The organism is Pseudomonas sp. MPC6 (assembly GCF_006094435.1).
Lineage (GTDB): Bacteria > Pseudomonadota > Gammaproteobacteria > Pseudomonadales > Pseudomonadaceae > Aquipseudomonas.
This window is the reverse complement of sequence record NZ_CP034783.1, coordinates 1,665,224-1,687,975: the sequence shown is the minus strand read 5'-3', so window position 1 is coordinate 1,687,975 and position 22,752 is coordinate 1,665,224. Positions and strand designations below refer to the sequence as shown.

Annotated in this window: 24 protein-coding genes and 4 tRNA genes; 13 read left to right on the top strand and 15 right to left on the bottom strand. The window is 58.9% G+C overall.

Annotated elements, in window-relative coordinates; genetic code table 11:
• Positions 1–44: 44 nt before the first annotated feature.
• A complete protein-coding gene (gene msrB, locus ELQ88_RS09935; protein ID WP_128871582.1) occupies positions 45–440 on the bottom strand; it encodes a peptide-methionine (R)-S-oxide reductase MsrB in 396 nt (131 codons plus the stop codon).
• Positions 441–666: 226 nt separating this feature from the next.
• Here msrB and ELQ88_RS09930 point away from each other — a divergent pair, with 226 nt between their 5' ends.
• Together ELQ88_RS09930 and htpX are read left to right on the top strand one after the other, a co-directional pair.
• Positions 667–1,878 (top strand): pyridoxal phosphate-dependent aminotransferase, encoded by a 1,212-nt coding sequence (locus ELQ88_RS09930; protein WP_128871583.1) that lies wholly within the window; start codon positions 667–669, stop codon positions 1,876–1,878.
• A gap of 316 nt (positions 1,879–2,194) precedes the next feature.
• Entirely contained in the window at positions 2,195–3,082 is an 888-nt protein-coding gene (gene htpX / locus ELQ88_RS09925; RefSeq protein WP_128871584.1) for a protease HtpX, read from the top strand.
• 172 nt (positions 3,083–3,254) lie between these two features.
• Here htpX and ELQ88_RS09920 read toward each other — a convergent pair whose 3' ends face one another.
• Positions 3,255–3,911 carry a thiopurine S-methyltransferase gene (locus ELQ88_RS09920; RefSeq protein WP_128871618.1) on the bottom strand — a complete coding sequence of 219 codons (657 nt, stop codon included), beginning with the start codon at positions 3,909–3,911 and terminating at the stop codon, positions 3,255–3,257.
• Positions 3,912–4,014: 103 nt separating this feature from the next.
• Between ELQ88_RS09920 and ELQ88_RS09915 the strand changes: the two genes are divergently transcribed.
• Positions 4,015–4,782: a class III extradiol ring-cleavage dioxygenase gene (locus ELQ88_RS09915; protein WP_128871585.1), complete on the top strand. Its 768-nt coding sequence runs from the start codon at positions 4,015–4,017 to the stop codon at positions 4,780–4,782.
• A 32-nt stretch (positions 4,783–4,814) separates the two neighbouring features.
• On the opposite strand, the gene ELQ88_RS09910 is transcribed toward ELQ88_RS09915, so the two are convergent.
• On the bottom strand, positions 4,815–5,528 hold the full coding sequence (locus ELQ88_RS09910) for a UTRA domain-containing protein (RefSeq protein WP_138964819.1): 714 nt from the start codon (positions 5,526–5,528) through the stop codon (positions 4,815–4,817).
• A 361-nt stretch (positions 5,529–5,889) separates the two neighbouring features.
• Here ELQ88_RS09910 and ELQ88_RS09905 point away from each other — a divergent pair, with 361 nt between their 5' ends.
• The 6 genes from ELQ88_RS09905 to ELQ88_RS09880 all read left to right on the top strand — a co-directional run bounded on the left by ELQ88_RS09905 (position 5,890) and on the right by ELQ88_RS09880 (position 11,289).
• Entirely contained in the window at positions 5,890–6,957 is a 1,068-nt protein-coding gene (locus tag ELQ88_RS09905) for an ABC transporter substrate-binding protein (RefSeq protein ID WP_138964816.1), read from the top strand.
• A gap of 128 nt (positions 6,958–7,085) precedes the next feature.
• Positions 7,086–7,892 carry an alkaline phosphatase family protein gene (locus tag ELQ88_RS09900; RefSeq protein WP_138964814.1) on the top strand — a complete coding sequence of 269 codons (807 nt, stop codon included), beginning with the start codon at positions 7,086–7,088 and terminating at the stop codon, positions 7,890–7,892.
• A gap of 5 nt (positions 7,893–7,897) precedes the next feature.
• Positions 7,898–8,734, top strand: a complete 837-nt coding sequence (locus ELQ88_RS09895) for an ABC transporter permease subunit (protein WP_178084748.1) — start codon at positions 7,898–7,900, stop codon at positions 8,732–8,734.
• Positions 8,721–9,521 carry an ABC transporter permease gene (locus ELQ88_RS09890; RefSeq protein ID WP_138964808.1) on the top strand — a complete coding sequence of 267 codons (801 nt, stop codon included), beginning with the start codon at positions 8,721–8,723 and terminating at the stop codon, positions 9,519–9,521. The genes ELQ88_RS09895 and ELQ88_RS09890 overlap by 14 nt, the downstream gene beginning before the upstream one ends.
• Complete coding sequence (locus ELQ88_RS09885) at positions 9,518–10,507, top strand: ABC transporter ATP-binding protein (RefSeq protein ID WP_128871591.1); 990 nt, start codon at positions 9,518–9,520, stop codon at positions 10,505–10,507. The genes ELQ88_RS09890 and ELQ88_RS09885 overlap by 4 nt, the downstream gene beginning before the upstream one ends.
• Before the next feature lie 128 nt (positions 10,508–10,635).
• Positions 10,636–11,289, top strand: a complete 654-nt coding sequence (locus ELQ88_RS09880; protein ID WP_138964806.1) for an HAD family hydrolase — start codon at positions 10,636–10,638, stop codon at positions 11,287–11,289.
• A 118-nt stretch (positions 11,290–11,407) separates the two neighbouring features.
• On the opposite strand, the gene ELQ88_RS09870 is transcribed toward ELQ88_RS09880, so the two are convergent.
• Entirely contained in the window at positions 11,408–12,370 is a 963-nt protein-coding gene (locus ELQ88_RS09870; protein ID WP_138964804.1) for a zinc-binding dehydrogenase, read from the bottom strand.
• Positions 12,371–12,508: 138 nt separating this feature from the next.
• Between ELQ88_RS09870 and ELQ88_RS09865 the strand changes: the two genes are divergently transcribed.
• Positions 12,509–14,590 (top strand): carboxy terminal-processing peptidase, encoded by a 2,082-nt coding sequence (locus ELQ88_RS09865; RefSeq protein ID WP_178084747.1) that lies wholly within the window; start codon positions 12,509–12,511, stop codon positions 14,588–14,590.
• Positions 14,591–14,839: 249 nt separating this feature from the next.
• Here the strand turns inward: ELQ88_RS09865 and ELQ88_RS09860 are convergent, their stop codons facing one another.
• From ELQ88_RS09860 to ELQ88_RS09815, 10 genes are all read right to left on the bottom strand, one after another.
• Positions 14,840–15,166 (bottom strand): hypothetical protein, encoded by a 327-nt coding sequence (locus tag ELQ88_RS09860; RefSeq protein ID WP_138964800.1) that lies wholly within the window; start codon positions 15,164–15,166, stop codon positions 14,840–14,842.
• 481 nt (positions 15,167–15,647) lie between these two features.
• Positions 15,648–16,055, bottom strand: coding sequence for a sel1 repeat family protein (locus ELQ88_RS09855; protein WP_138964798.1), 408 nt, complete (start codon positions 16,053–16,055; stop codon positions 15,648–15,650).
• Positions 16,056–16,427: a hypothetical protein gene (locus ELQ88_RS09850; protein ID WP_003223109.1), complete on the bottom strand. Its 372-nt coding sequence runs from the start codon at positions 16,425–16,427 to the stop codon at positions 16,056–16,058.
• A complete protein-coding gene (locus ELQ88_RS09845; protein WP_128871597.1) occupies positions 16,424–16,765 on the bottom strand; it encodes a helix-turn-helix transcriptional regulator in 342 nt (113 codons plus the stop codon). The genes ELQ88_RS09850 and ELQ88_RS09845 overlap by 4 nt, the downstream gene beginning before the upstream one ends.
• A 113-nt stretch (positions 16,766–16,878) precedes the next feature.
• The gene (locus ELQ88_RS09840) at positions 16,879–17,334 is read right to left on the bottom strand and encodes a DUF1232 domain-containing protein (RefSeq protein WP_128871598.1); all 456 of its coding nucleotides are present in this window, start codon (positions 17,332–17,334) and stop codon (positions 16,879–16,881) included.
• 293 nt (positions 17,335–17,627) lie between these two features.
• The gene (locus tag ELQ88_RS09835; protein ID WP_128871599.1) at positions 17,628–18,344 is read right to left on the bottom strand and encodes an FKBP-type peptidyl-prolyl cis-trans isomerase; all 717 of its coding nucleotides are present in this window, start codon (positions 18,342–18,344) and stop codon (positions 17,628–17,630) included.
• Between the two features lie 365 nt (positions 18,345–18,709).
• Positions 18,710–18,786, bottom strand: a tRNA-Asp gene (locus tag ELQ88_RS09830).
• Positions 18,787–18,801: 15 nt separating this feature from the next.
• A tRNA-Val gene (locus ELQ88_RS09825) sits at positions 18,802–18,877 on the bottom strand.
• A gap of 188 nt (positions 18,878–19,065) precedes the next feature.
• Positions 19,066–19,142: transfer RNA gene (locus ELQ88_RS09820), tRNA-Asp, on the bottom strand.
• Between the two features lie 15 nt (positions 19,143–19,157).
• Positions 19,158–19,233, bottom strand: a tRNA-Val gene (locus ELQ88_RS09815).
• Positions 19,234–19,394: 161 nt separating this feature from the next.
• Here ELQ88_RS09815 and rdgC point away from each other — a divergent pair.
• From rdgC to sugE, 3 genes are all read left to right on the top strand, one after another.
• Positions 19,395–20,315: a recombination-associated protein RdgC gene (gene rdgC / locus ELQ88_RS09810; RefSeq protein ID WP_128871600.1), complete on the top strand. Its 921-nt coding sequence runs from the start codon at positions 19,395–19,397 to the stop codon at positions 20,313–20,315.
• A 135-nt stretch (positions 20,316–20,450) separates the two neighbouring features.
• Positions 20,451–21,416, top strand: a complete 966-nt coding sequence (locus ELQ88_RS09805; protein WP_128871601.1) for a bile acid:sodium symporter family protein — start codon at positions 20,451–20,453, stop codon at positions 21,414–21,416.
• Between the two features lie 119 nt (positions 21,417–21,535).
• On the top strand, positions 21,536–21,850 hold the full coding sequence (gene sugE / locus ELQ88_RS09800) for a quaternary ammonium compound efflux SMR transporter SugE (RefSeq protein ID WP_027922462.1): 315 nt from the start codon (positions 21,536–21,538) through the stop codon (positions 21,848–21,850).
• Positions 21,851–21,933: 83 nt separating this feature from the next.
• On the opposite strand, the gene ELQ88_RS09795 is transcribed toward sugE, so the two are convergent.
• Positions 21,934–22,728: an iron-containing redox enzyme family protein gene (locus ELQ88_RS09795; RefSeq protein WP_138964796.1), complete on the bottom strand. Its 795-nt coding sequence runs from the start codon at positions 22,726–22,728 to the stop codon at positions 21,934–21,936.
• Between the last annotated feature and the right edge of the window lie 24 nt (positions 22,729–22,752).

Genomic DNA, 22,752 nt, shown 5'->3' with positions numbered 1-22,752 from the left:
AGCCGGCTCCTACAGGGGCTCGCTGAACCGATCAAAAATCCAAGTTAGGAGCGCGGCACCAGGTCCAGGCACACCGAGTTGATGCAATACCGCAACCCGGTCGGCGGCGGACCATCCGGGAACACATGCCCCAGGTGCGCATCGCATTTGGCGCAAACCACCTCGGTGCGAATCATCCCATGGCTGACATCACGGATCTCGACCATGGCGCTGTCGCCGATCGGCGCGTAGAAACTCGGCCAGCCGCAGCCGGAGTCGAATTTGGTCTTGGAGTCGAACAGCGGCTCGTTGCAGCAGATGCAGTGGTAGACACCGTCGACCTTGCTGTCGTTGTATTTGCCGGAAAACGGACGTTCGGTGCCCTTCAGGCGGCAAACGTTGTACTGCTCCGGATCGAGCATCGCCTTCCATTCTTCCAGGGTTTTATCCAACTTTTCCATTGTCACACCTCAGCAGCTGAAAAAGCCCGATCTGTACCTTTTCCACGGATCGGGCGGCACGTATGATTGCGCCTCGTCAAACGCCAGTCTGGCAGCCAGACCACGCGCATTCAAACGGATTTATGAGTGGCGCATCACAAGGCGTCAGGCCTGTGTGATTACGCAGGATTCCCAGTACGGTCGTGCAAACGCCGCCTGGATCGTTCATTTTCGGGAACACATCGCCATGCAGGTCAGCAAATCGAACAAGCTCGCCAACGTCTGCTACGACATTCGCGGCCCAGTGCTCAAGCACGCCAAACGCCTGGAAGAGGAAGGCCATCGCATCCTCAAGCTGAACATCGGCAACCCGGCACCCTTTGGTTTCGAAGCGCCGGATGAAATCCTCCAGGACGTGATCCGCAACCTGCCGACCGCCCAGGGTTATAGCGACTCCAAAGGCCTGTTCAGTGCGCGCAAGGCCGTCATGCAGTACTACCAGCAAAAGCAGGTGGAAGGCGTCGGCATCGAAGACATCTACCTGGGCAACGGCGTGTCCGAGCTGATCGTGATGTCGATGCAGGCCCTGCTCAACAATGGCGACGAAGTACTGGTGCCGGCCCCTGACTACCCGCTGTGGACCGCCGCGGTGAGCCTGTCGGGGGGCAACCCGGTGCATTACCTGTGCGACGAGCAGGCCAACTGGTGGCCGGACCTGGCCGACATCAAGGCCAAGATCACCCCGAATACCAAGGCGCTGGTGATCATCAACCCGAACAATCCGACGGGTGCGGTGTATTCGAAAGAAGTCCTGCTGGGCATGCTGGAACTGGCCCGCCAGCACAACCTGGTGGTGTTCTCCGACGAAATCTACGACAAGATCCTGTACGACGATGCCGTGCACATCTGCACCGCTTCGCTCGCGCCGGACCTGCTGTGCCTGACCTTCAACGGCCTGTCCAAGTCCTACCGCGTAGCCGGGTTCCGTTCCGGCTGGGTCGCCATTTCCGGCCCGAAACACCACGCCCATAGCTACATTGAAGGCATCGACATGCTGGCCAACATGCGCCTGTGCGCCAACGTGCCGAGCCAGCATGCGATCCAGACCGCCCTCGGCGGTTATCAGAGCATCAATGACCTGGTGTTGCCGCAAGGTCGCCTGCTGGAGCAGCGCAACCGTACCTGGGAATTGCTCAACGACATTCCGGGCGTGAGCTGCGTCAAGCCGATGGGCGCCCTGTATGCCTTCCCGCGCATCGATCCGAAAGTCTGCCCGATCCACAACGACGAAAAGTTCGTGCTCGACCTGCTGCTCTCCGAAAAGCTGCTGGTGGTGCAAGGCACGGCCTTCAACTGGCCATGGCCGGACCATTTCCGAGTCGTGACCCTGCCGCGGCTGGATGACCTGGACATGGCCATCGGACGTATCGGCAATTTCCTCAAGTCTTACCGCCAGTAAGCGCAGGTCACCGTGCGACGCGTACTGAAGTCGCAGGGTGATTGATTCAGCAACATATCTTTGCGCCCTGTCTTGCATCACGCCTTCCACGGCTGACGGAGGACAGGTTACTGGCTCGCGTCTAACAACTACGGGGCCTGCGAGGTCAATTGGCTGACGAACACTTCCCGCCATCAGCGTCGGAAATGTCCTTCAACCAGCTAGACTCTTGCTGTAGGACACAGTTTGAAATAGTCACCCGGTTGAATAGCCCGGTGCAGCACCTTATATACCCCGCAGTACGCTACATATTTAGCATGAGGAGATTTCTACAACCATGATGCGCATCCTGCTGTTTTTGGCCACTAACCTGGCGGTCGTGCTGATTGCCAGCATCACCCTGAGCCTTTTCGGCTTCAACGGGTTCATGGCGGCCAACGGGGTTGATCTCAACCTCAATCAGCTGCTGATCTTCTGTGCGGTCTTTGGTTTCGCCGGTTCCCTGTTCTCGCTGTTCATCTCCAAGTGGATGGCGAAGATGAGCACCAGCACCCAGATCATCACCCAGCCGCGCACACGTCACGAGCAATGGCTGCTGCAAACCGTTGAGCAACTGTCCCGGGAAGCCGGGATCAAGATGCCGGAAGTCGGGATTTTCCCGGCCTACGAGGCGAACGCCTTCGCCACCGGCTGGAACAAGAACGACGCGCTGGTCGCGGTCAGCCAGGGCTTGCTCGAGCGATTTTCGCCGGATGAAGTCAAAGCCGTGCTGGCCCACGAAATCGGCCACGTGGCCAATGGCGACATGGTCACCCTGGCGCTGATCCAGGGCGTGGTGAACACCTTCGTGATGTTCTTTGCACGGATCATCGGCAACTTCGTCGACAAGGTGATCTTCAAGAACGAAGAAGGCCAAGGCATCGCCTACTACGTGGCGACCATCTTTGCCGAACTGGTCCTGGGCATCCTGGCCAGCTCCATCGTCATGTGGTTTTCGCGCAAACGGGAATTTCGTGCCGACGAAGCCGGTGCACGCCTGGCCGGCACCAATGCCATGATCGGCGCCCTGCAACGCCTGCGGGCGGAACAGGGGCTGCCGGTACACATGCCGGACACCCTGAATGCCTTCGGCATCAACGGTGGCATCAAGCAAGGGTTTGCCCGCATGTTCATGAGCCACCCGCCGCTGGAAGACCGCATCGACGCACTGCGTCGTCGGGGCTGATAGCTTCCGCAGTAATAGAAAAGGCCCGCAGTGAATGCGGGCCTTTTTTTGTCTGGGGATTATTGCGGTGTTCTTCAGGCCCCCTTCGCGAGCAAGCCCGCTCCCACGGGGGAATGCATTTCAAATGTGGGAGCGAGCTTGCTCGCGAAGAGGCCAGCACAAACAACAGCAATTACCGAGTAGAAACCCGGTAAACCCGCTCTTCAAGCCGCGTCACACCGCTCTCGATAAACTTCCAGCTCTCACCCAGAACGTCTTGATCCTCGAGAATCTTCAATTCCCACGACGTCCCGAACAGTTTTTGCACTTCATCATCCAGCACGGCAAATGGCGGCCCGTCCATTTGCGCCTGGTCGTAATCCAGGGTAATCAGCAGCCCCAGCGAATCCTTCGGCAGAATCCGCTTCAGATGCTCGGCGTATTGCTCGCGCATTGTCGGCGGCAAGGCAATCAATGCAGCGCGGTCGTACAACGCACTGCAATCAGCGACATCGCCGGCCGTCAACGCGAAGAAATCACCACACCAGATCTCGATCGAGCCCGCCCGATAGACAGTGAAAGGGCCTTGGTCGCTGACGTCCGGATCAAATTGATGCTCGTGGAAAAAGTCTTCCACCGCTTTTTCCGACAATTCGACGCCCAACACCTCGTGACCGCATTTTGCCAGCCACAGCAGATCCAGGCTTTTCCCGCATAACGGCACCAGTACGCGCGAGCCCTCTTCCAGGCCCAATTGCGGCCAGTACCGTTGCAGATATGGATTCACTTCCGGCAGATGAAAGCCGATCTGATTCGACGTCCACCGCTTGTGCCAAAACTCCGGCTGCATAATTAATCCCGAAAATTCGATCAATAGACGCTAAAACTTATATTAGATTTAGATCAATGATCTGACTGAAGATGATGCCATCTTACCCCTCAGGAGCTCATTCATGTTCCCCAGCCTGTACATATCCCACGGCTCGCCCATGTTGGCACTCGAACCGGGTGCCAGCGGGCCCGCCCTGGCACGCCTGGCCGCCGAATTGCCGAAACCCGGGGCCATCATCATTGTATCCGCGCATTGGGAAAGTAATGAGCTGCTGGTCAGCGGCAACGCACAACCCGACACCTGGCATGACTTCGGCGGATTTCCACAGGCCTTGTTCGAGGTGCAGTACCCGGCACCCGGTGACCCACAGCTGGCGACAGAGGTGGTCGAATTGCTGAAGAGCGATGGCCTGCCTGCACGCATCGACCCCAAGCGGCCGTTCGACCACGGGGTTTGGGTGCCGCTGTCATTGATGTATCCACAAGCCGATATCCCTGTGGTGCAAGTCTCGCTACCGACCCGCGGCGGCCCGGCCCTGCAGACCCGCGTCGGCCATGCCCTGGCCAGCCTGCGCGAACACGGCGTGCTGCTGATCGGGTCCGGCAGCATCACCCACAACCTGCGCGAACTGGACTGGCACGCTGGCCCGGAAAGCGTCGAACCCTGGGCCAGGGAATTTCGCGACTGGATGGTAGAGAAGCTTGAGGCGCAGGATGAAGTCGCGTTGCATGATTATCGTCGGCAAGCGCCGAACGCCGCGCGCAACCATCCAAGTGATGAACATTTGTTGCCGTTGTTCTTTGCCCGCGGCGCCGGCGGCACATTCAGCGTGAGCCACGAGGGATTCACCCTGGGTGCCCTGGGCATGGACATTTATCGCTTTGGATGACGCCAGGCACGTGCAGCTTGCGGCGGCCAGGCTCAGACCACATCAACCCCGACATGAATTGCATCATGCCGCCAGAACTCCAGGTCACAATCGATCAGCCGTTGATGCTGATCGTAGTTGACCCGGGCAATCCGCAGCCCCGGACTGCCCACCGACACCCGTAGAGCCGCCGCTGCATCCACCGACAGCGCCGTCGGCACAATCTCGAAACGCACCCGCCCATAATGCAAATCGTAATGCCGGGCATACAGCTCGGTCATCGACTGATTCAAATCAAATTGCAGAATCCCCGGGAAAAACTGCGGATTCAGATAGTGCTCGACATACAAAACCAGCCGTTCATCGATGCGCCGCGCCCGGCAAATCTGGATCACACTCGACAACGCCGGCAATTGCAACCAGGCACAGACCGCCGCCGATGCCGGCTGCAACCGCGCCGAAATCACCTCGGTGGACGGTACTCGCCCCTGAGCGCTGACCATCGCGTGAAAATGACTGCGCTGCATCAGGTTGTACGCCAGGCGCGGTGGCGATACGAACCAGCCACGGCGCTCTTCCCGATAAATCTGGCCCTGGGCCTCCAGCTGTAACAACGCCTCACGCACGGTGATCCGTGTGGTACCGAACAACTCACTGAGCTTGCGCTCGGCCGGCAACTTGCTCCCGGCCGCCAACAGGCCATGGTCCAACTGTTCCTGCAGGACCTGCCCGATCGCTGTCACCGCCTTGGTTGTATCGATGCGCATCAACGTTACCTATCTGGACTAGACCAGCACTGTTTCGAGGCTGAACCGCGCTTGAAATCGGTGCCATCAACTCTCTGCAAGCCTAGGCACTGCACATGACTGGCAGATGACAAAGTTACCGAACGGTTGCTCCAGGCATGTGCTCCTGCCCCTGCAATTACATGGCCAAGTCCTTTCATTTCAGGTCCTTAGCCATGGTCTACGCTTATCTCCAACCCTGGGATATCCAAAGCAGGAAACCTGGGCAGGCCGGCGCTCGACATCAAAATGTCATCCTGGCCGCCTAGATTGGCTCAGGTATTGCTGACCTAGACCAACACAACCGCAATCGCAGCGTTGAAAACGCCCAAAGGAGCTTCGGATGAACAAGCTTTTCCTGGCATCACTGTTAGGCTCGACCATTGCTATGTGCACTGCCGCCATGGCCGCTGATACCGACCTGAAAACCCTGGAAGCCGCGGCGAAAGCGGAAGGTGAAGTCAACAGTGTCGGCATGCCCGATAACTGGGCGAACTGGAAAGGCACCTGGGACGACCTGGCCAAGAACTATGGCCTCAAACATATCGACACCGACATGAGTTCGGCCCAGGAACTCGCCAAGTTCAAAGCCGAAAAAGACAATGCCACTGCCGACATCGGCGACGTCGGTGCCGCATTCGGTCCGATCGCGGTCAAGCAGGAAGTGTCGCAACCCTACAAGCCGAGCACCTGGGAGCAGATCCCGGCCTGGGCGAAGGATAAGGATGGGCACTGGGCCCTGGCCTACACCGGCACCATTGCCTTCGTCATCAACAACAAGCTGCTGCACGGTTCCGACGCGCCAACCAAATGGGCCGACCTCAAGACTGGCAAATACAAGGTATCCATTGGTGACGTGAGCACTTCCGCCCAAGCGGCCAACGGCGTACTGGCGGCGGCCATTGCCAACGGTGGCGACGAGAAAAACCTGCAGCCGGCCCTGTTGATGTTTGCCGAGATCGCCAAGCAAGGTCGCTTGTCGATGACCGACCCGGTTATCGCGACCATGGAGAAGGGTGAAATCGAAGTCGGCGTGGTCTGGGACTTCAATGGCCTGAGCTACAAGGCCAAGATGGCCAACCCTGATGACTACACGGTGCTGATTCCATCCGACGGCTCGGTGATTTCCGGTTACACCACCATCATCAACAAGTACGCCAAGCACCCGAACGCCGCCAAGCTGGCGCGCGAATACATCTTCAGCGATGCCGGCCAGATCAACCTGGCGCGCGGCAATGCCCGTCCGATCCGCGCCGAACATATAACACTGCCGGATGAGGTCAAGGCCAAGCTGTTGCCGAACGAGCAGTACAAGGGCGTGACGCCGATCAAGGATGCGGACGCGTGGGAGAAGACCTCCAAGGCCCTGCCGCAGAAGTGGAACGAAGAAGTCATCGTCGAGATGAAGTGATACTGGATCTGTAGGAGCCGGCTTGCTGGCGATCCAGACACCTCGGTTTCTCTCTGGGCACCGTGGTGATCCAATCGCCAGCAAGCCGGCTCCTACAGGTTTGAGAGAACCCACGGAGTTCCACCCCTATGAAGCACAACGTCATCCTTGTCGTGCTCGACGGCCTCAACTACGAGGTCGCCCGTCACGCCATGGGGCACCTGCAGGCTTACGTTGGCGCAGGACGCGCGGCGCTCTACAAACTGGAGTGCGAACTGCCGGCCCTGTCCCGACCGCTTTATGAATGCATCCTGACCGGCGTGACGCCGATCGACAGCGGCATCGTCCATAACAACATCTCGCGCCTGTCCAATCAACGCAGCATCTATCACTACGCCACCGACGCCGGCCTTGTCACTGCCGCTGCGGCCTATCACTGGCTCAGCGAGCTGTATAACCGCTCGCCATTCGTCGCGGCCCGGGATCGCCATACCGACGATCCGGACCTGCCGATCCAGCACGGCCATTTCTACTGGAGCGATCATTACCCGGACTCGCACCTGTTCGCCGACGCAGAAAACCTGCGCCTGCGCCATGCGCCGAATTTTCTCCTGGTTCACCCCATGAACATCGACGACGCCGGGCACAAGCACGGCCTCGACACCCCGCAATACCGCAACAGCGCCCGCTCGGCGGACATCATCCTCGCCGACTACCTGCAAGGCTGGCTCGATGCCGGGTATCAGGTCATGGTGACCGCCGACCACGGCATGAACAATGACCGTTCCCACAACGGCCTGCTGCCCGAGGAACGCGAAGTACCGCTGTTCGTGCTCGGCGATGCCTTCAGTTGCGATGCCAACGCCGCCCCGCAACAGACTGAAATCTGCGGCACCGTCTGCGAACTGCTCGGCGTGGCTCACGACAAACCTGTCTGCCGGGAGCTGCTCAAGTGAACGCAATGACGCGTGGCAAATGGCTGGCGGTCCTGTGCGTGGTACCTTTCATGCTGTTCTTCATCGTGTTCCAGATCGCCCCGCTGGCGTGGGTCATGATCAATAGCCTGGAATCGGAAGAGTTCGGCTGGGGCCTGGCCAACTTCAGCAAAATCTTCAACTCGAAGTTCTATCTGCAGGCGATCCAGTACAGCCTGGAGATCAGTTTCTGGTCCAGCGTGTTCGGGATCATCATCGCCATACTCGGTGCCTACTCCCTGCGCCGCGTCGACTCGAAACTGCGTAATTTCGTCAACGCCTTCGCCAACATGACCAGCAACTTTTCCGGCGTGCCCCTGGCCTTCGCGTTCATCATTCTGTTGGGCTTCAACGGCAGCTTCACCATCATGCTCAAGCAGGCCGGGATCATTCAGGATTTCAACCTGTACTCGAAAACCGGGCTGATCATTCTCTACACCTACTTCCAGATTCCTCTCGGCGTCTTGCTGCTCTACCCAGCTTTCGACGCCTTGCGCGAAGACTGGCGTGAGTCCGCCGAATTGCTCGGCGCCAACGGCTGGCAGTACTGGCGGCACATCGGCTTGCCCGTGCTGACACCGGCGCTGCTGGGCACTTTCGTGATCCTGCTGGCCAACGCCCTTGGCGCCTACGCCACGGTCTACGCGCTGACCACCGGCAACTTCAACGTGCTGACGATCCGCATCGCGGCCATGGTCTCCGGTGATATTTCCCTGGATCCGAACCTGGCCAGCGCCCTGGCCGTAGTGCTGGTGGCGTTGATGACCCTGGTGACCATCGTGCATCAGCTGCTGTTGAAGAGGAGCTACCATGTCTCGCGCTGAACCGGGCGCTGCCGGTATCTACCACCGGGTGGTGGTGTACCTGCTGTTCGCCATTCTATTGCTGCCACTGCTCGGGACGCTGATCTACTCGATCTCCAGCAGCTGGTCGGCCACCATTTTGCCCAGCGGCTTTACCTTCAAGTGGTACGTGCAACTGTGGAGCGACCCACGCTTTCTTCATGCCTTCGGACAATCGTTGCTGGTGTGTGTGGGTGCATTGATTCTGTCGGTGGTGCTGATTCTGCCCTTGCTGTTTGTGGTGCATTACCACTTCCCGAAACTCGATGCGCTGATGAACATCCTGATCCTGTTGCCTTTTGCGGTGCCGCCGGTGGTGTCATCGGTGGGCCTGTTGCAGCTCTACGGTTCGGGACCGTTCGCGATGGTCGGGACGCCGTGGATCCTGATCGGTTGCTATTTCACCGTGGCGCTGCCGTTCATGTACCGGGCAATCACCAACAACCTGCAGGCGATCAACCTGCGTGACCTGATGGACGCCGCCCAACTGCTCGGGGCCAGTACCTTTCAAGCGGCGTTCCTGGTGGTGCTGCCAAACCTGCGCAAGGGCTTGATGGTGGCGTTGCTGCTGTCGTTCTCGTTCCTGTTCGGCGAGTTCGTGTTTGCCAACATCCTCGTCGGCACCCGCTACGAAACCCTGCAGGTCTACCTCAACAACATGCGCAACAGCAGCGGCCACTTCACCAGCGCGCTGGTGATTTCCTATTTTTTCTTTGTGCTGGTTCTGACCTGGGCGGCCAATATCTTGAACAAGGACAAAAGCGAATGAGCTATGTCAGCGTCCAACACCTTCAAAAGAGTTATTTGGGTACCACGGTATTCAGCGACATCAATTGTGAAATCAGCAAGGGTGAATTCGTCACCCTCCTCGGTCCGTCCGGTTGCGGCAAGTCCACGCTGCTGCGCTGCATCGCCGGGCTGACCCCGGTGGACGGCGGCAAGATCCTGCTCGATGATCACGACCTCGTTCCGCTGAGCCCGCAGAAACGCGGGATAGGCATGGTGTTCCAGAGCTACGCACTGTTCCCCAACATGACGGTGCAACAGAACGTCGCCTTCGGTCTGCGCATGCAGAAGGTCAACGCCGACGACAGCCAGAAGCGCGTCGCCGAAGTGCTGAAACTGGTGGAGCTGAACGAATTTGCCGCCCGCTATCCGCATCAGCTGTCCGGTGGCCAATGCCAGCGAGTCGCCCTGGCCCGCTCTCTGGTGACCCGTCCACGCCTGTTGCTGCTCGACGAACCGCTGTCGGCCCTCGATGCGCGAATTCGCAAGCACCTGCGCGAACAGATCCGTCAGATCCAGCGCGAACTCGGCCTGACCACCATCTTCGTCACACACGATCAGGAGGAAGCGCTGACCATGTCCGACCGCATTTTCCTGATGAATCAGGGAAAGATCGTACAGAGCGGCGATGCCGAGACGCTTTACACGGCGCCCGTCGATGTCTTTGCCGCCGGCTTCATCGGCAACTACAACCTGCTGGACGCCGACAGCGCCACAAAATTGTTGCAGCGACCCATTACCCACCGCATCGCGATTCGACCGGAAGCCATCGAGCTGAGCCTCAATGGCGAACTCGACGCGCAGGTCCGCAGCCACAGCCTGTTGGGCAATGTGATTCGCTACCGTATCGAAGCCCGGGGCGTGGAGTTGGTGGTGGATGTGCTGAATCGCTCGGCGGCCGACCTGCATCCCGATGGTCAGCGCCTGGCGCTATCCATCGATCCGACGGCGCTGTGTGAGGTGGCTTGAAAGCAGCTGCAAGCTTCAAGCTTCAAGCTTCAAGCTTCAAGCTTCAAGTTGTAGACTGCTGACCCTAAATCCACTTCTTGCAGCTTCAAGCTTATCGCTTGAAGCTGTTCCCGGAGAGAACCGCACTAATGGCCCTGGCAATTTTTGATCTGGACGAAACCCTGATCCATGGCGACTGCGCCACCCTCTGGAGCGAGCAAATGGGCCGCCTGGGCTGGGTCGATCCCGAATCGTTCATGCGTCGCAATAATGAACTGATGGACGCCTACAGCCACGGCAAGCTGCACATGGAGGAGTACATGACCTTCAGCCTGGAGCCGATGATCGGGCGCACGCCGCAAGAGGTCGAACACCTGGTGGGGCCCTGGGTGGAAGACTTCATCGAGCCGATCATCTTCAGCGACGCCACCAAGGCCATTGCCGCCCACCGCAAGGCCGGCGACCGGATTCTGGTGATCTCCGCTTCAGGTACGCACCTGGTCGGGCCCATTGCCGAACGACTGGGTATCGACGAAATACTCGCCATCGAGCTGGAAGTGACGCACGGGGTATATAGCGGCAAGACCCTCGGCACCCTGACCTACCGCGAAGGCAAGATCACGCGTTTGCTGGAATGGCTGGATGCCGAGGAGGAAAACCTGGAAGGCGCGAGTTTCTACTCGGACTCACGCAACGATCTGCCGCTGCTGTTAAAGGTGGACTTCCCACACGTGGTGAATCCGGATCCGGTGTTGCTCGAACACGCCGAAAAAGCCGGCTGGCCGATCCATACATGGAAGTGACCGCGCCCCCCTGTGGGAGCGGGCTTGCTCGCGAAAACGGACTAACATTCAACGAATATGTTGACTGAGACGCCGCCTTCGCGAGCAAGCCCGCTCCCACAGGTTCAAATGCAGCGCCTCAGGTGAGGCTTTCGTCGATCACCAACACCAACTTCCCCGCCACCTTATTGGTAGCCAGCTCCGCGAACGCCGCTTCGGCATCCTTGATCGCGAATGTCCTGGCCAACTGCGCACTCAAACGCCCTTCGGCAAACAACGGCCAGACCTGCTGGCTCAGATCACTGAACAAGTCCGCTTTGAACTGATCGTCGCGACTGCGCAGGGTCGAGCCCAATAATTGCACGCGCTTGCCCAATACCTGCGCCAGATCCAGCTTGGCCTCCCGCCCCCCCATCAGCCCAATCAATACCCAACGGCCATCCAGGGCCGATACCTTCAGATTCAGCTCGGCGTAGTTGCCCCCGACCGGATCCAGGATCACGTCGAACGGCCCCAGATCCCTCAAGCTGTCCAGATCGCCGTTACGCACCACGCCGCCCTGCGCGCCCAGCGCTTCGCAGTAAGCCAGGCGCTCGGCGGAACCGACGCTGACCCAGCACGGGTTGCCAAACGCCTTGCACAGCTGGATGGCCGCTGAACCGATCCCACTCGCCCCGGCGTGCAGAAGAACTTTCTCACCGGGTTTGAGCGCAGCCAATTGAAACAAATTCAGCCAAACGGTCGCGTACACTTCGGGTAGCGCTGCCGCCTCGGCCAGTGACATTCCGTCGGGAACCGGCAATACATGCCGTCCGTCGACAACCACCTCTTCGGCCATCCCGCCCCCGGCCAGCAAGGCGCAGACCCGATCACCGACCTGCCAGGAGGAGCCCGGACCGACCTCGCTGATGACCCCCGAACACTCAAGACCCAGCACCTGACTGGCTCCCGGCGGTGGTGGGTAAAGACCCGCTTTCTGCAACAAATCGGCGCGATTGAGACCCGCTGCCGCCACTCGAATACGGACTTGTCCTACATCACACGTAGGACTGGGCTCTTCCACCCACTCCACTCGACCTTCCACGCCTTGCAATGCTTTCACAGTGCCTCCATAGTGAGTCTGGACTGAGCCCGTAGCTGTAGCGCCGGGCTTTTTGCATTATGCGACCGGCCTTTACGGAACCGGCGACTTCAAAGACGGCCTAATATGCGTTATCAATTGTCCCCGCGTCGAATCAGCATGAAGCATTTGTTCCCCAGCACCGCCCTAGCCCTGTTTATCGGTATCGGCCTGATGCCGACGTCGAGCAATACATTCGCAGCCAATAGCTGGGACAAGCTTCAGCCTGACCGTGACGAAGTGATCGCCAGTCTGAACGTCGTCGAATTGCTCAAGCGCCACCACTACAGCAAGCCGCCGCTCGATGATGCGCGCTCGGTCATCATCTATGACAGCTACCTCAAGCTGCTGGATCCGTCGCGCAGCTATTTCATCGCCAGCGACATTGCCGAGTTCGACAAGTGGAAAACCCAGTTCGACGACTTCCTGAAAAGCGGCGACCTGAACGCCGGGTTCACCATCTACAAGCGCTACCTGGACCGCGTCAAGGCGCGTCTGGACTTTGCCCTGGTCGAGTTGAACAAAGGCGTCGACAAGATCAATTTCACCACCAAGGAAACCTTGCTGATCGATCGCAAGGATGCCCCTTGGCTCAAATCCACCGCGGACCTCGACGAACTGTGGCGCAAACGCGTCAAGGATGAAGTCCTGCGGATGAAGATCGCCGGCAAGGACTCCAAGCAGATCCAGGAAACCCTGACCAAGCGCTACAAGAACCAGTTGGCGCGCCTGGACCAGACCCGTGCCGAAGACATCTTCCAGGCGTACATCAATACCTTCGCCATGTCCTACGACCCGCACACCAACTATCTGTCGCCGGATAACGCGGAGAACTTCGACATCAACATGAGCCTGTCCCTCGAGGGCATCGGCGCCGTGTTGCAGAGCGATAACGACCAGGTGAAAGTCGTGCGCCTGGTGCCGGCAGGCCCGGCCGACAAGACCAAAATGGTTGCTCCGGCGGACAAGATCATTGGTGTTGCCCAGGGCAACAAGGAAATGGTCGACGTGGTCGGCTGGCGCCTGGACGAAGTGGTCAAGCTGATCCGTGGTCCGAAAGGCACCGTGGTGCGCCTGGAAGTGATCCCGGCCAGCAATGCGCCGAACGACCAGACCACCAAGATTGTCCCGATCACCCGCGAAGCGGTGAAGCTTGAAGACCAGGCAGTGAAGAAGTCGGTCCTCAATCTCAAGCAGGATGGCAAGGACTACAAGCTCGGCGTCATCGAGATCCCGGCCTTCTACCTCGACTTCAAGGCTTTCCGTGCCGGTGATCCGGACTACAAGAGCACCACTCGCGACGTCAAGAAACTGCTGACCGAGTTGCAGAAAGACAAAGTCGACGGCGTGGTCATCGACCTGCGCAACAATGGCGGCGGTTCCCTGCAGGAAGCCACCGAGCTGACCAGCCTGTTCATCGACAAAGGGCCGACCGTGCTCGTGCGTAATGCCGATGGCCGGGTCGACGTACTTGAAGATGAAAATCCGGGCGCGTTCTACAAAGGCCCGATGGCGCTGCTGGTCAACCGGCTGTCGGCCTCGGCTTCGGAGATTTTTGCCGGTGCCATGCAGGACTACCACCGCGCGTTGATCATCGGCGGCCAGACCTTCGGCAAAGGCACCGTGCAGACCATTCAGCCGCTGAACCATGGCGAACTGAAACTGACCCTGGCCAAGTTCTACCGGGTATCCGGCCAGAGCACCCAGCATCAGGGCGTACTGCCGGACATCGACTACCCGTCGATCATCGACACCAAGGAGATCGGCGAAAGCGCCCTGCCGGAAGCCATGCCGTGGGACACGATCCGAGCGGCGATCAAGCCTGCGCTCGACCCGTTCAAACCGTACATCAGCCAGCTCCAGTCCGAGCATGACGTGCGCACGGCCAAGGACGCGGAGTTTGTGTTCATCCGCGACAAGCTGGCCCTGGCACAGAAACTGATGGCGGAAAAAACCGTCAGCCTCAATGAAGCCGACCGTCGTGCCCAGCACGCCGATATCGAAGCCAAGCAACTGACCATGGAGAATCTGCGTCGCAAGGCCAAGGGCGAAGAGCCGCTCAAAGAGCTGAAGAAAGAAGATGAAGACCTGATCGCAGCCGAGCCGGACAAGACCAAGCCGGAAGACGATGCCTACCTGAGCGAGACTGGGCGGATTCTGCTGGATTACTTGAAGCTCAATACCGCGGTGGCCAAGCACTGACGGCGATTTAATATAGACGCTCTCAGGAGTGTCTTCATCAAGTCGTGAAGAAAGGACTGAGTGCAATTTTGCACTCAGTCCTTTTTTTATTGCCAGGCGGTACCTTAGCGAGAGGTTAATTGCTGATGGGCAGCGCTGATTGGGCGGAAGTCATCGCGGGCAAGCCCCAATGCCAGTCAGTTAAGCGCAATTCATGTGGGAGCGGGCTTGCCCGCGAAGAGGCCAGCTCAGACACTACAAATCTCTGAACTAATTCGCCGCTGACCGAACCCGCAACCGCCGCCCAATCACATCCAGCACATCGCAGCCATCGCGTAATGGAATGGCACAGAGCAAGGCAAAGTCGCTGAGGATGAAGGATTCACACTCGATAGAACCGCGCATTGACAGGTTCTCCAGCACTTGGGTTACCGCACGGATTCGGTAGTTGGCCGCGTCATACAAAACATCAAGTGGCGCGTGGGTATCGACGAACAACGTGGGCATGTCGTCGCAGTTACTGGTGAGCGCCATGAAGCGGTTTTCGGGGTGGGGAGTTGATTTTTCGTAGGGTGGATCCGGTGTAATTGCTGTCATCGTATGATTCCTAACGTATGGAATGGAGCCGCCAGAAATCACTTCCACGCGATAGGTGGCGGCTGTACGCAGGTGTGGAAGACCGGGACGTTAGGCACCCGGCGCACTCGAAAGCGCCCCGCGCACAGCCACCATAAAACACAGACGATAAAAAACGCCGAACTGGTGGCGCTGTGCGCCTAACGATAGAAGGGCTTCCACGCCCTGTCACTGAATTTGCAGTGACCACCAAAGACTATCGATGGATTTAGCTCCGCACCAGTTCATGCAAATCGCTACAACTTGAAGGAAATCTCCGATGAGCCTGTCCGGAATTGGTGCGCAAGACATTGAGGGGAATCAATCAGAAAAGAAGTCAGAAAAAGATGATATTGATGTAGGGCAATTCTTTAATTCGCCACCATAAAAATGAGCGGCCATAAACGCAATCGTTGCGGAAGGCATCCCTTACGCAACGTATGTTTGCCAGATACGCAGGTGGTTAATCGGCACAACCGCGAGACGCCAACGCTTTAAGCTTGATCTCGGCCAACGGATGCCCCGCCTTGGCAGCCATCTCCCAGAACCGCGCCGCCTCAACCGGATCCGGCGCCTTGCTCGCTGTCCCCGCCAGGCTGATCACGCCCACCTGGTACGCCGCCTTGCCATCGCCCGCCAGCGCCGCCAGGCGCAACAAGCGCACGCCTTCCTCACGTGCCCCAAGGCCAACGCCGCGAAAGGTCAGGATATGCCCATAGAAGCTCTGGGCGCCAACGTCACCCAGATTCGCCATGCGTGCGAACTGGCCCTCGAGCCAGCTCCAGCCACGGGGTTGGCGGACGAACCATGGCCAGTGAAACAAGCGGCGCGCCAGCCAATAGCCGGCCCGCGCCTTGAGTCGAAGGAACACTCAGGCTTCCGCCGACTCGGGGTATTCGTATTCGAACACTCGCACCACTTCCGAGGCATGCCAGGAGGCCGCAGCGACACCATCGGAGGGCCCGGAAAAACGCCCCAGGCGTTCGACACATTCGAAGAAGCCGGTGCGCGGCAGGCGACTGGCGCCCTGGCTGATCACCAGCGAACTGCGCAAGGGCTGTTCGGCCTTGGCGTCCAGCGCGGCCAGATGCTCAAGGGCAGCGGTCAGGGTTTGCATGGCCGGCGTCGGCAGCTGCAGACGCTCCAGCAATGCGCGATAAGTCAGAAGGTGTCGCTGACGACGGGCCTGATCCAGCTCGCCGAGTAATCCATCCCAATGTTGACGACTGATGCGTACGCTCACGATTCATCCCTCCACCCTGGCACCGTCAATTCCCAGGCCAGGCTGCGGCGAATCGCAGCGTCGGGTTGACGCTCGCCACTTTCGATCAAGGCCAGATAAGACGGGCTGATGCCTACCGTGCGGGCCAGCGCCTCGATGGCGATGCCCTTCCCTTCGCGCAAACTGCGTAGTTGATCCAGACCCGGAAGAACCGGGTCGGGTGATGCCGCCTGTCGCTCCGGGGCGACTCGCGGCGGTTGCTGGTTGATGCCTGCTGCTTTCAGTAGAGCCTGATACTGAGCCCACGGCAGAACCGCATACTCGGGCTCGCCTTCGCGTGTGATTATCTGAATATCCATGACTTCCCCGTAGGACAACGACACTTAGCGAGTCGGCACTTTTCCCTAGAAGTGTAATCCTAACAGCGGCCAAGGTCGCGAGGGGTTTGAATATAAGGACGTCCTGAAGGGGTTCAGTGTTTTTTCGGGTGCTGCAGCCTGAGTTGCTCCGGGGTATCGGGCAGGCGCTCGACAATGGCGAGCTTCTCCGGCAACTGGCGTTTGCGCCAGGCGCGGAAGGCGTTGAGTTCGTCGTCGAGGACTTTCATCAGCCAGGCCAGCACGGCAATGTCATCGAGCATGCCGAACATCGGGATGAAATCCGGGATCGCATCCACCGGGCTGAGGAAGTACATCAAGCCTGCGACCACCGATATCAGCGCTTTCGGGCTGATGGCACGGTACTCACCTCGCCAATAGGCCAGGCACAGCGCCTGCAACAGGCGCAGGTCATCTTTGAGCTTGCCCAGCCGGTTGCCCTGGCTGGCACCTTTGCTGGCAACCGCGAACAGCAAGGTCGGCAAACGTCCACGCGCGAGCAGTCGTCCGGCAAGTGGCAGAAAACGAGCGAAACTCCAGGGTGCTTTCATGATTCCTCCCACTGAAATGTTATCCACACAAATTGTGGATAACCTTGTGAACAGAGCTGAATTTCGCGGCTGAAGGCCCCGTTTCATAAGGGCTGAGCTCAGATCGGGCGTTTTTTACTCACATAAAAAAACCCAATATTTCATTGACTTGGCGCTCTTGCGCGGATAGCACGGGCGTCCTCAATGGCTATGACTCCAGCGTTCAGCATCCGTTCGCTTTGTTTACCCTTGCTGAGCGCCAGATGCAACAACGCCCCGCATAAGCGAGGCGTTGTTGTAAAAGCAGACGCCGATTACTTGGCAGCGTCGTCCTGTTTTGCCGGATCCTTGATCGCCAGCAGTTCCAGGTCGAATACCAGCACCGAGTTGGCTGGAATCGCCGGGCTCGGGCTTTGGGCGCCGTAGGCCAGCTCGCTAGGAATGTACAGTTTGTACTTCTCGCCAACGTGCATCAGTTGCAAGCCTTCGACCCAACCCGGGATCACACCGCTGACCGGCAGATCGATCGGGCTGCCGCGCTCGACGGAGCTGTCGAAAACGGTGCCATTGGTCAGGGTGCCGGTGTAGTGGACAGTCACGACATCAGTCGCCTTCGGCTGTGCGCCATCGGCTTTCTTGACCACTTCGTACTGCAGGCCCGAAGCCGTGGTGGTGACACCCGCTTTCTTGGCGTTGTCTTCGAGGAATTTCTTGCCGGCGGTTGCCGACTCTTCGCTCATCTTGGCCATACGTTCTTCAGCACGCTTTTGCAGTGCTGCGAAGGCTTCGACCAGCTCTTCGTCTTTCAGCTTCTGTTCTTTCTTGCCAACGGCATCTTCGATGCCCTGGGCAACGGCTTTGGAGTCCAGATCATCCATGCCTTCCTGAGCCAGGCTCTTGCCCATGTTCAGGCCAATCCCGTAGGAAGCTTTTTGCGCCGGGGTTTTGAGCTCTACGCTGGTCTGCGAATCACAACCCGCTAGTACCAGGCCAACCAGGGCCACCGCCGCCGCCAACCGATGCTGTTTCATGCTATTTCCTTGTTCATGCGCCTAAAGGGCAATCGAATAAAGCCGCGAGCTTATCAGGCGGCCACGACCAATGGCTACCGGCATGAGAGCAGGAAATGACTGATAAGTTCAGGTGTTTCAATGCATTTCTGGAATCGGAGGATGAAGAGTCTGTCATCTTCGCCCGTAGGAGCGAGCTTGCTCGCGAAGAACGTTAACGATAACGCGTTTTTCCTGAATCAACGCGCCGCCCTTGAGACCATCGCGAGCAAGCTCGCCCCTACAGGGGGGAAAGCGCAAAAGCCAATCTCCAGACAGCAAAAAGCCCGCACTAGGCGGGCTTTCCGTGTGATGACCTGGCGTTCAGCATTCCAGATCATCGAATATGGCGCAGCGGACGGGACTCGAACCCGCGACCCCCGGCGTGACAGGCCGGTATTCTAACCGACTGAACTACCGCTGCGCGTAGCGTTGAAAGTGGTGGGTGATGACGGGATCGAACCGCCGACATTCTGCTTGTAAGGCAGACGCTCTCCCAGCTGAGCTAATCACCCTTTACCTTCGTTGCGGGGCACATTATGCCACGGTTTTTCATAAAGTGTTGATTTAATTGATAAATAATTCAAAAAAATCTGAAAAACCGTGAAACGATGCATCCTGCAGGAACTTCAGACAGAAAAAAACCCGCGTGAGCGGGCTTTTCCGTGGTGACCTGGCGTTCAGCGTTCCAGGTTACCGAATATGGCGCAGCGGACGGGACTCGAACCCGCGACCCCCGGCGTGACAGGCCGGTATTCTAACCGACTGAACTACCGCTGCGCGTAGCGTTGAAAGTGGTGGGTGATGACGGGATCGAACCGCCGACATTCTGCTTGTAAGGCAGACGCTCTCCCAGCTGAGCTAATCACCCTTCACGTTCGGTGTGGCGCGCATTCTACGGAGCACCCCCACCTCTGGCAAGCACTTTTTTAAATAATTTTTGCAGGCCTTCCAAAGGCTTAGCTAAGGGTTGGCCTATGGCGCCGCGAAGAGAATAATGCTTCCCTTTGTATATAAGGAGAGACTCACCCCATGTGGTTCAAAAACCTGCTTCTCTATCGCCTGACCCAAGATCTGCCTGTTGATGCCGAGGCGTTGGAAGCTGCACTGGCCACCAAACTGGCGCGTCCGTGTGCAAGCCAGGAGTTGACCACCTACGGTTTCGTCGCGCCGTTCGGCAAGGGCGAAGATGCACCGCTGGTGCACGTCAGCGGTGATTTCCTGCTGATCAGCGCCCGCAAGGAAGAACGCATTCTGCCGGGCAGCGTCGTGCGCGACGCGGTGAAGGAAAAGGTCGAAGAGATCGAAGCCGAGCAAATGCGCAAGGTCTACAAGAAGGAACGCGACCAGATCAAGGATGAAATCATCCAGGCCTTCCTGCCGCGCGCCTTTATTCGTCGTTCGTCGACCTTTGCCGCCATCGCGCCGAAACAGGGCCTGATCCTGGTCAACTCGGCCAGCCCGAAACGTGCCGAAGACCTGCTGTCCACCCTGCGTGAAGTGATCGGTACGCTGCCGGTGCGCCCACTGACCGTGAAGATGTCCCCGACGGCGACCATGACGGAGTGGGTCACCACCCAGAAAGCCGCGGACGACTTCTTCGTGCTGGACGAGTGTGAACTGCGTGACACCCATGAAGACGGTGGCATCGTCCGTTGCAAGCGCCAGGACCTGACCAGCGACGAAATCCAGCTGCACCTGAGCACTGGCAAAGTGGTCACTCAGTTGTCCCTGGCCTGGCAAGACAAGCTGTCGTTCGTCCTCGACGACAAGATGGTGGTCAAGCGCCTGAAGTTCGAAGACCTGCTGCAAGACCAGGCGGAACAGGACGGTGGCGAAGAAGCCCTGGGCCAACTGGATGCCAGCTTCACCCTGATGATGCTGACCTTCGGCGACTTCCTGCCGGCGCTGGTTGAAGCGCTGGGCGGGGAAGAGACTCCGCAGGGGATCTAAAGGCAACGCGGCACCCCATGTAGGAGCTGGCTTGCCAGCGAAGAGGCCCTCAAGTCATGCGCAAGGCATGCCGACGCTTTCGCTGGCAAGCCAGCTCCTACAGAACCGTGTACATCACATACTAAGGATCAGGCCATGCGCGCACTGGCTGCATTGAGTCGTTTTGTCGGCAACACCTTCGCTTACTGGGTACTGATATTCGCCGTCGTGGCCTTCCTGCAACCGACGTGGTTCATCGGCCTCAAAGGCGCAATCGTCCCGCTGCTGGGGCTGGTGATGTTCGGCATGGGCCTGACCCTCAAACTCGAAGACTTCGCCGAAGTCGCTCGCCATCCGTGGCGCGTGGCCTTGGGCGTGGTTGCCCATTTCGTGATCATGCCCGGCGTGGCGTGGTTGCTCTGCCAGGTGTTCCACTTGCCGCCGGAAATCGCGGTCGGGGTGATTCTGGTCGGTTGCTGCCCGAGCGGTACCTCGTCGAACGTGATGACCTGGCTGGCCCGCGGGGATCTGGCGCTGTCGGTGGCCATCGCCGCCGTCACCACCCTCCTCGCGCCACTGCTGACGCCGGCACTGATCTGGCTGCTGGCCTCGGCGTGGTTGCCGGTGTCGTTCATGGAGCTGTTCTGGTCGATCCTGCAAGTGGTGCTGCTGCCGATCGTACTCGGCGTGGTCGCCCAGCGTGTACTCGGTGATCGGGTGCGCCACGCGGTGGAGGTGTTGCCGCTGGTGTCGGTGGTCAGCATCGTGATCATCGTCACCGCGGTGGTCGCCGCCAGCCAGGCGAAAATCGCCGAGTCCGGTCTGTTGATCATGGCCGTGGTGATGCTGCACAACAGCTTCGGCTACCTGCTGGGCTACTTCACCGGGCGCCTGTTCAAGTTGCCCCTGGCCCAGCGTAAATCCCTGGCGCTGGAGGTCGGCATGCAAAACTCCGGGCTGGGTGCCGCCCTGGCCAGCGCGCACTTCTCGCCACTGGCGGCGGTACCCAGCGCGCTGTTCAGCGTCTGGCACAACATTTCCGGGGCGCTGCTCTCGACCTGGTTCCGCCGGATGAGCGAGAAAGAAGATCGGGAAACGGCGGCTCGGCAAGTAATTGACTGATCCATGAACTTGATCCCCGGGTTAATAATGGGCACTATCCTGCGCAACGCGAGGACGACCTCGCGGCTCGATCGAGTCATTAATCTGGGGACGACCCCGTCAATCGATGGAGGTCTCTCATGTCCTGGATCATTCTGTTTTTCGCCGGTCTGTTCGAAGTCGGCTGGGCCGTCGGCCTGAAGTACACCGATGGATTCAGCCGCCCTCTCCCCACCGCGTTGACCGTTGCCGCCATGGCCATCAGCCTCGGCTTGCTGGGTCTTGCCATGAAGGAACTGCCGCTGGGCACGGCCTATGCGATCTGGACGGGAGTGGGTGCAGTCGGGACAGTGATCGCCGGGATCATTCTGTTCGGCGAATCCATGGCGCTGTTCCGGCTGGCCAGTGTGGCGCTGATCATTGCCGGGCTGGTGGGACTGAAAGTCAGCGCCTAGTCATGTGCAGCTGTCACTAAAAAGCCCGCTCCCCTGTCGATACGGACAGGAGAGCGGGCTTTTTCAATGCAGCGAATAACGGATCAGCTTTCCGCCAGCGCCATCCGCTCACGCATCACCGGAGCCCGCTCTGCATGCTCGAGCTGCATGCAGCGCTCCAGGAACAGGAACATGTAGTCATAGCTCTTGCAGACAGCCTGACGCAGTTCCGCTTGCAGGGACTTGCCCGGGTTCATGCCCGCCAGCGTGCAAATGATTTCCAGCGCTTCCCACGGATGGGCATCGTCATACTGGGCATGCATCTTCAGCCACTTCATGGCCCGCTTGCGCTCTTCCTCGGGGAACGATGCCGCGTAGACGCCACTGGAACACACCAGCGCCGACCACTCCCCTGTCGCGCCTTCAATGGCATAGTTGGTGGCCGCAATGGCAACGATCAGCGAATCCGAGGAACTGGTGTGCCAACACCAGTGGCTCAACGCATGCAGTTCCGGGGCAACCGTTTGCGCTTGCAGATCTTCCAGGCTGACACCGTGGGCACGGCTCCAGTGCACCCAGTAATCAGCGTGATTGAGTTCCACACGAATATTGCGCATCAGCCAGCGACGCGCCATGTCTTCGCCTGGATGGCGGGCAAAGCGAGTCTTGGTCAGGTTCTGTGCCATGTATAAAGCGAACTGTTCGACCACCGGCCAGCCACCAATCAGGTAGTGGCGCATGGTCTTTGCACTGAGTTTGTTATCACGCAGACGCTGGTACAGTTCGTGTTCGACAACCCGGCGCTTGCTCTCGCTGCAATCCTGGATCAGGCGCTGAGCCCAGACGGGATAACTTGCAGCTTCCATGAGTGGTCCGGTTCTGATGAATGTGTCGATCACTGTCGAGCTCCTTTTGATTGTGAT

Excerpts from the sequence above, each read along its gene's own strand:
- rdgC (WP_128871600.1), top strand. The coding sequence starts at position 19,395 with ATGTGGTTCAAAAACCTGCTTCTCTATCGCCTGACCCAAGATCTGCCT.
- ELQ88_RS09930 (WP_128871583.1), top strand. The coding sequence starts at position 667 with ATGCAGGTCAGCAAATCGAACAAGCTCGCCAACGTCTGCTACGACATT.
- ELQ88_RS09920 (WP_128871618.1), bottom strand. The coding sequence starts at position 3,911 with ATGCAGCCGGAGTTTTGGCACAAGCGGTGGACGTCGAATCAGATCGGC.
- ELQ88_RS09895 (WP_178084748.1), top strand. The coding sequence starts at position 7,898 with ATGACGCGTGGCAAATGGCTGGCGGTCCTGTGCGTGGTACCTTTCATG.
- ELQ88_RS09860 (WP_138964800.1), bottom strand. The coding sequence starts at position 15,166 with ATGACAGCAATTACACCGGATCCACCCTACGAAAAATCAACTCCCCAC.
- htpX (WP_128871584.1), top strand. The coding sequence starts at position 2,195 with ATGATGCGCATCCTGCTGTTTTTGGCCACTAACCTGGCGGTCGTGCTG.
- ELQ88_RS09845 (WP_128871597.1), bottom strand. The coding sequence starts at position 16,765 with ATGGATATTCAGATAATCACACGCGAAGGCGAGCCCGAGTATGCGGTT.
- ELQ88_RS09805 (WP_128871601.1), top strand. The coding sequence starts at position 20,451 with ATGCGCGCACTGGCTGCATTGAGTCGTTTTGTCGGCAACACCTTCGCT.
- ELQ88_RS09900 (WP_138964814.1), top strand. The coding sequence starts at position 7,086 with ATGAAGCACAACGTCATCCTTGTCGTGCTCGACGGCCTCAACTACGAG.
- ELQ88_RS09910 (WP_138964819.1), bottom strand. The coding sequence starts at position 5,528 with ATGCGCATCGATACAACCAAGGCGGTGACAGCGATCGGGCAGGTCCTG.
- ELQ88_RS09890 (WP_138964808.1), top strand. The coding sequence starts at position 8,721 with ATGTCTCGCGCTGAACCGGGCGCTGCCGGTATCTACCACCGGGTGGTG.
- ELQ88_RS09915 (WP_128871585.1), top strand. The coding sequence starts at position 4,015 with ATGTTCCCCAGCCTGTACATATCCCACGGCTCGCCCATGTTGGCACTC.
- ELQ88_RS09865 (WP_178084747.1), top strand. The coding sequence starts at position 12,509 with ATGAAGCATTTGTTCCCCAGCACCGCCCTAGCCCTGTTTATCGGTATC.
- msrB (WP_128871582.1), bottom strand. The coding sequence starts at position 440 with ATGGAAAAGTTGGATAAAACCCTGGAAGAATGGAAGGCGATGCTCGAT.
- ELQ88_RS09840 (WP_128871598.1), bottom strand. The coding sequence starts at position 17,334 with ATGAAAGCACCCTGGAGTTTCGCTCGTTTTCTGCCACTTGCCGGACGA.
- ELQ88_RS09835 (WP_128871599.1), bottom strand. The coding sequence starts at position 18,344 with ATGAAACAGCATCGGTTGGCGGCGGCGGTGGCCCTGGTTGGCCTGGTA.
- ELQ88_RS09905 (WP_138964816.1), top strand. The coding sequence starts at position 5,890 with ATGAACAAGCTTTTCCTGGCATCACTGTTAGGCTCGACCATTGCTATG.
- ELQ88_RS09880 (WP_138964806.1), top strand. The coding sequence starts at position 10,636 with ATGGCCCTGGCAATTTTTGATCTGGACGAAACCCTGATCCATGGCGAC.
- ELQ88_RS09885 (WP_128871591.1), top strand. The coding sequence starts at position 9,518 with ATGAGCTATGTCAGCGTCCAACACCTTCAAAAGAGTTATTTGGGTACC.
- sugE (WP_027922462.1), top strand. The coding sequence starts at position 21,536 with ATGTCCTGGATCATTCTGTTTTTCGCCGGTCTGTTCGAAGTCGGCTGG.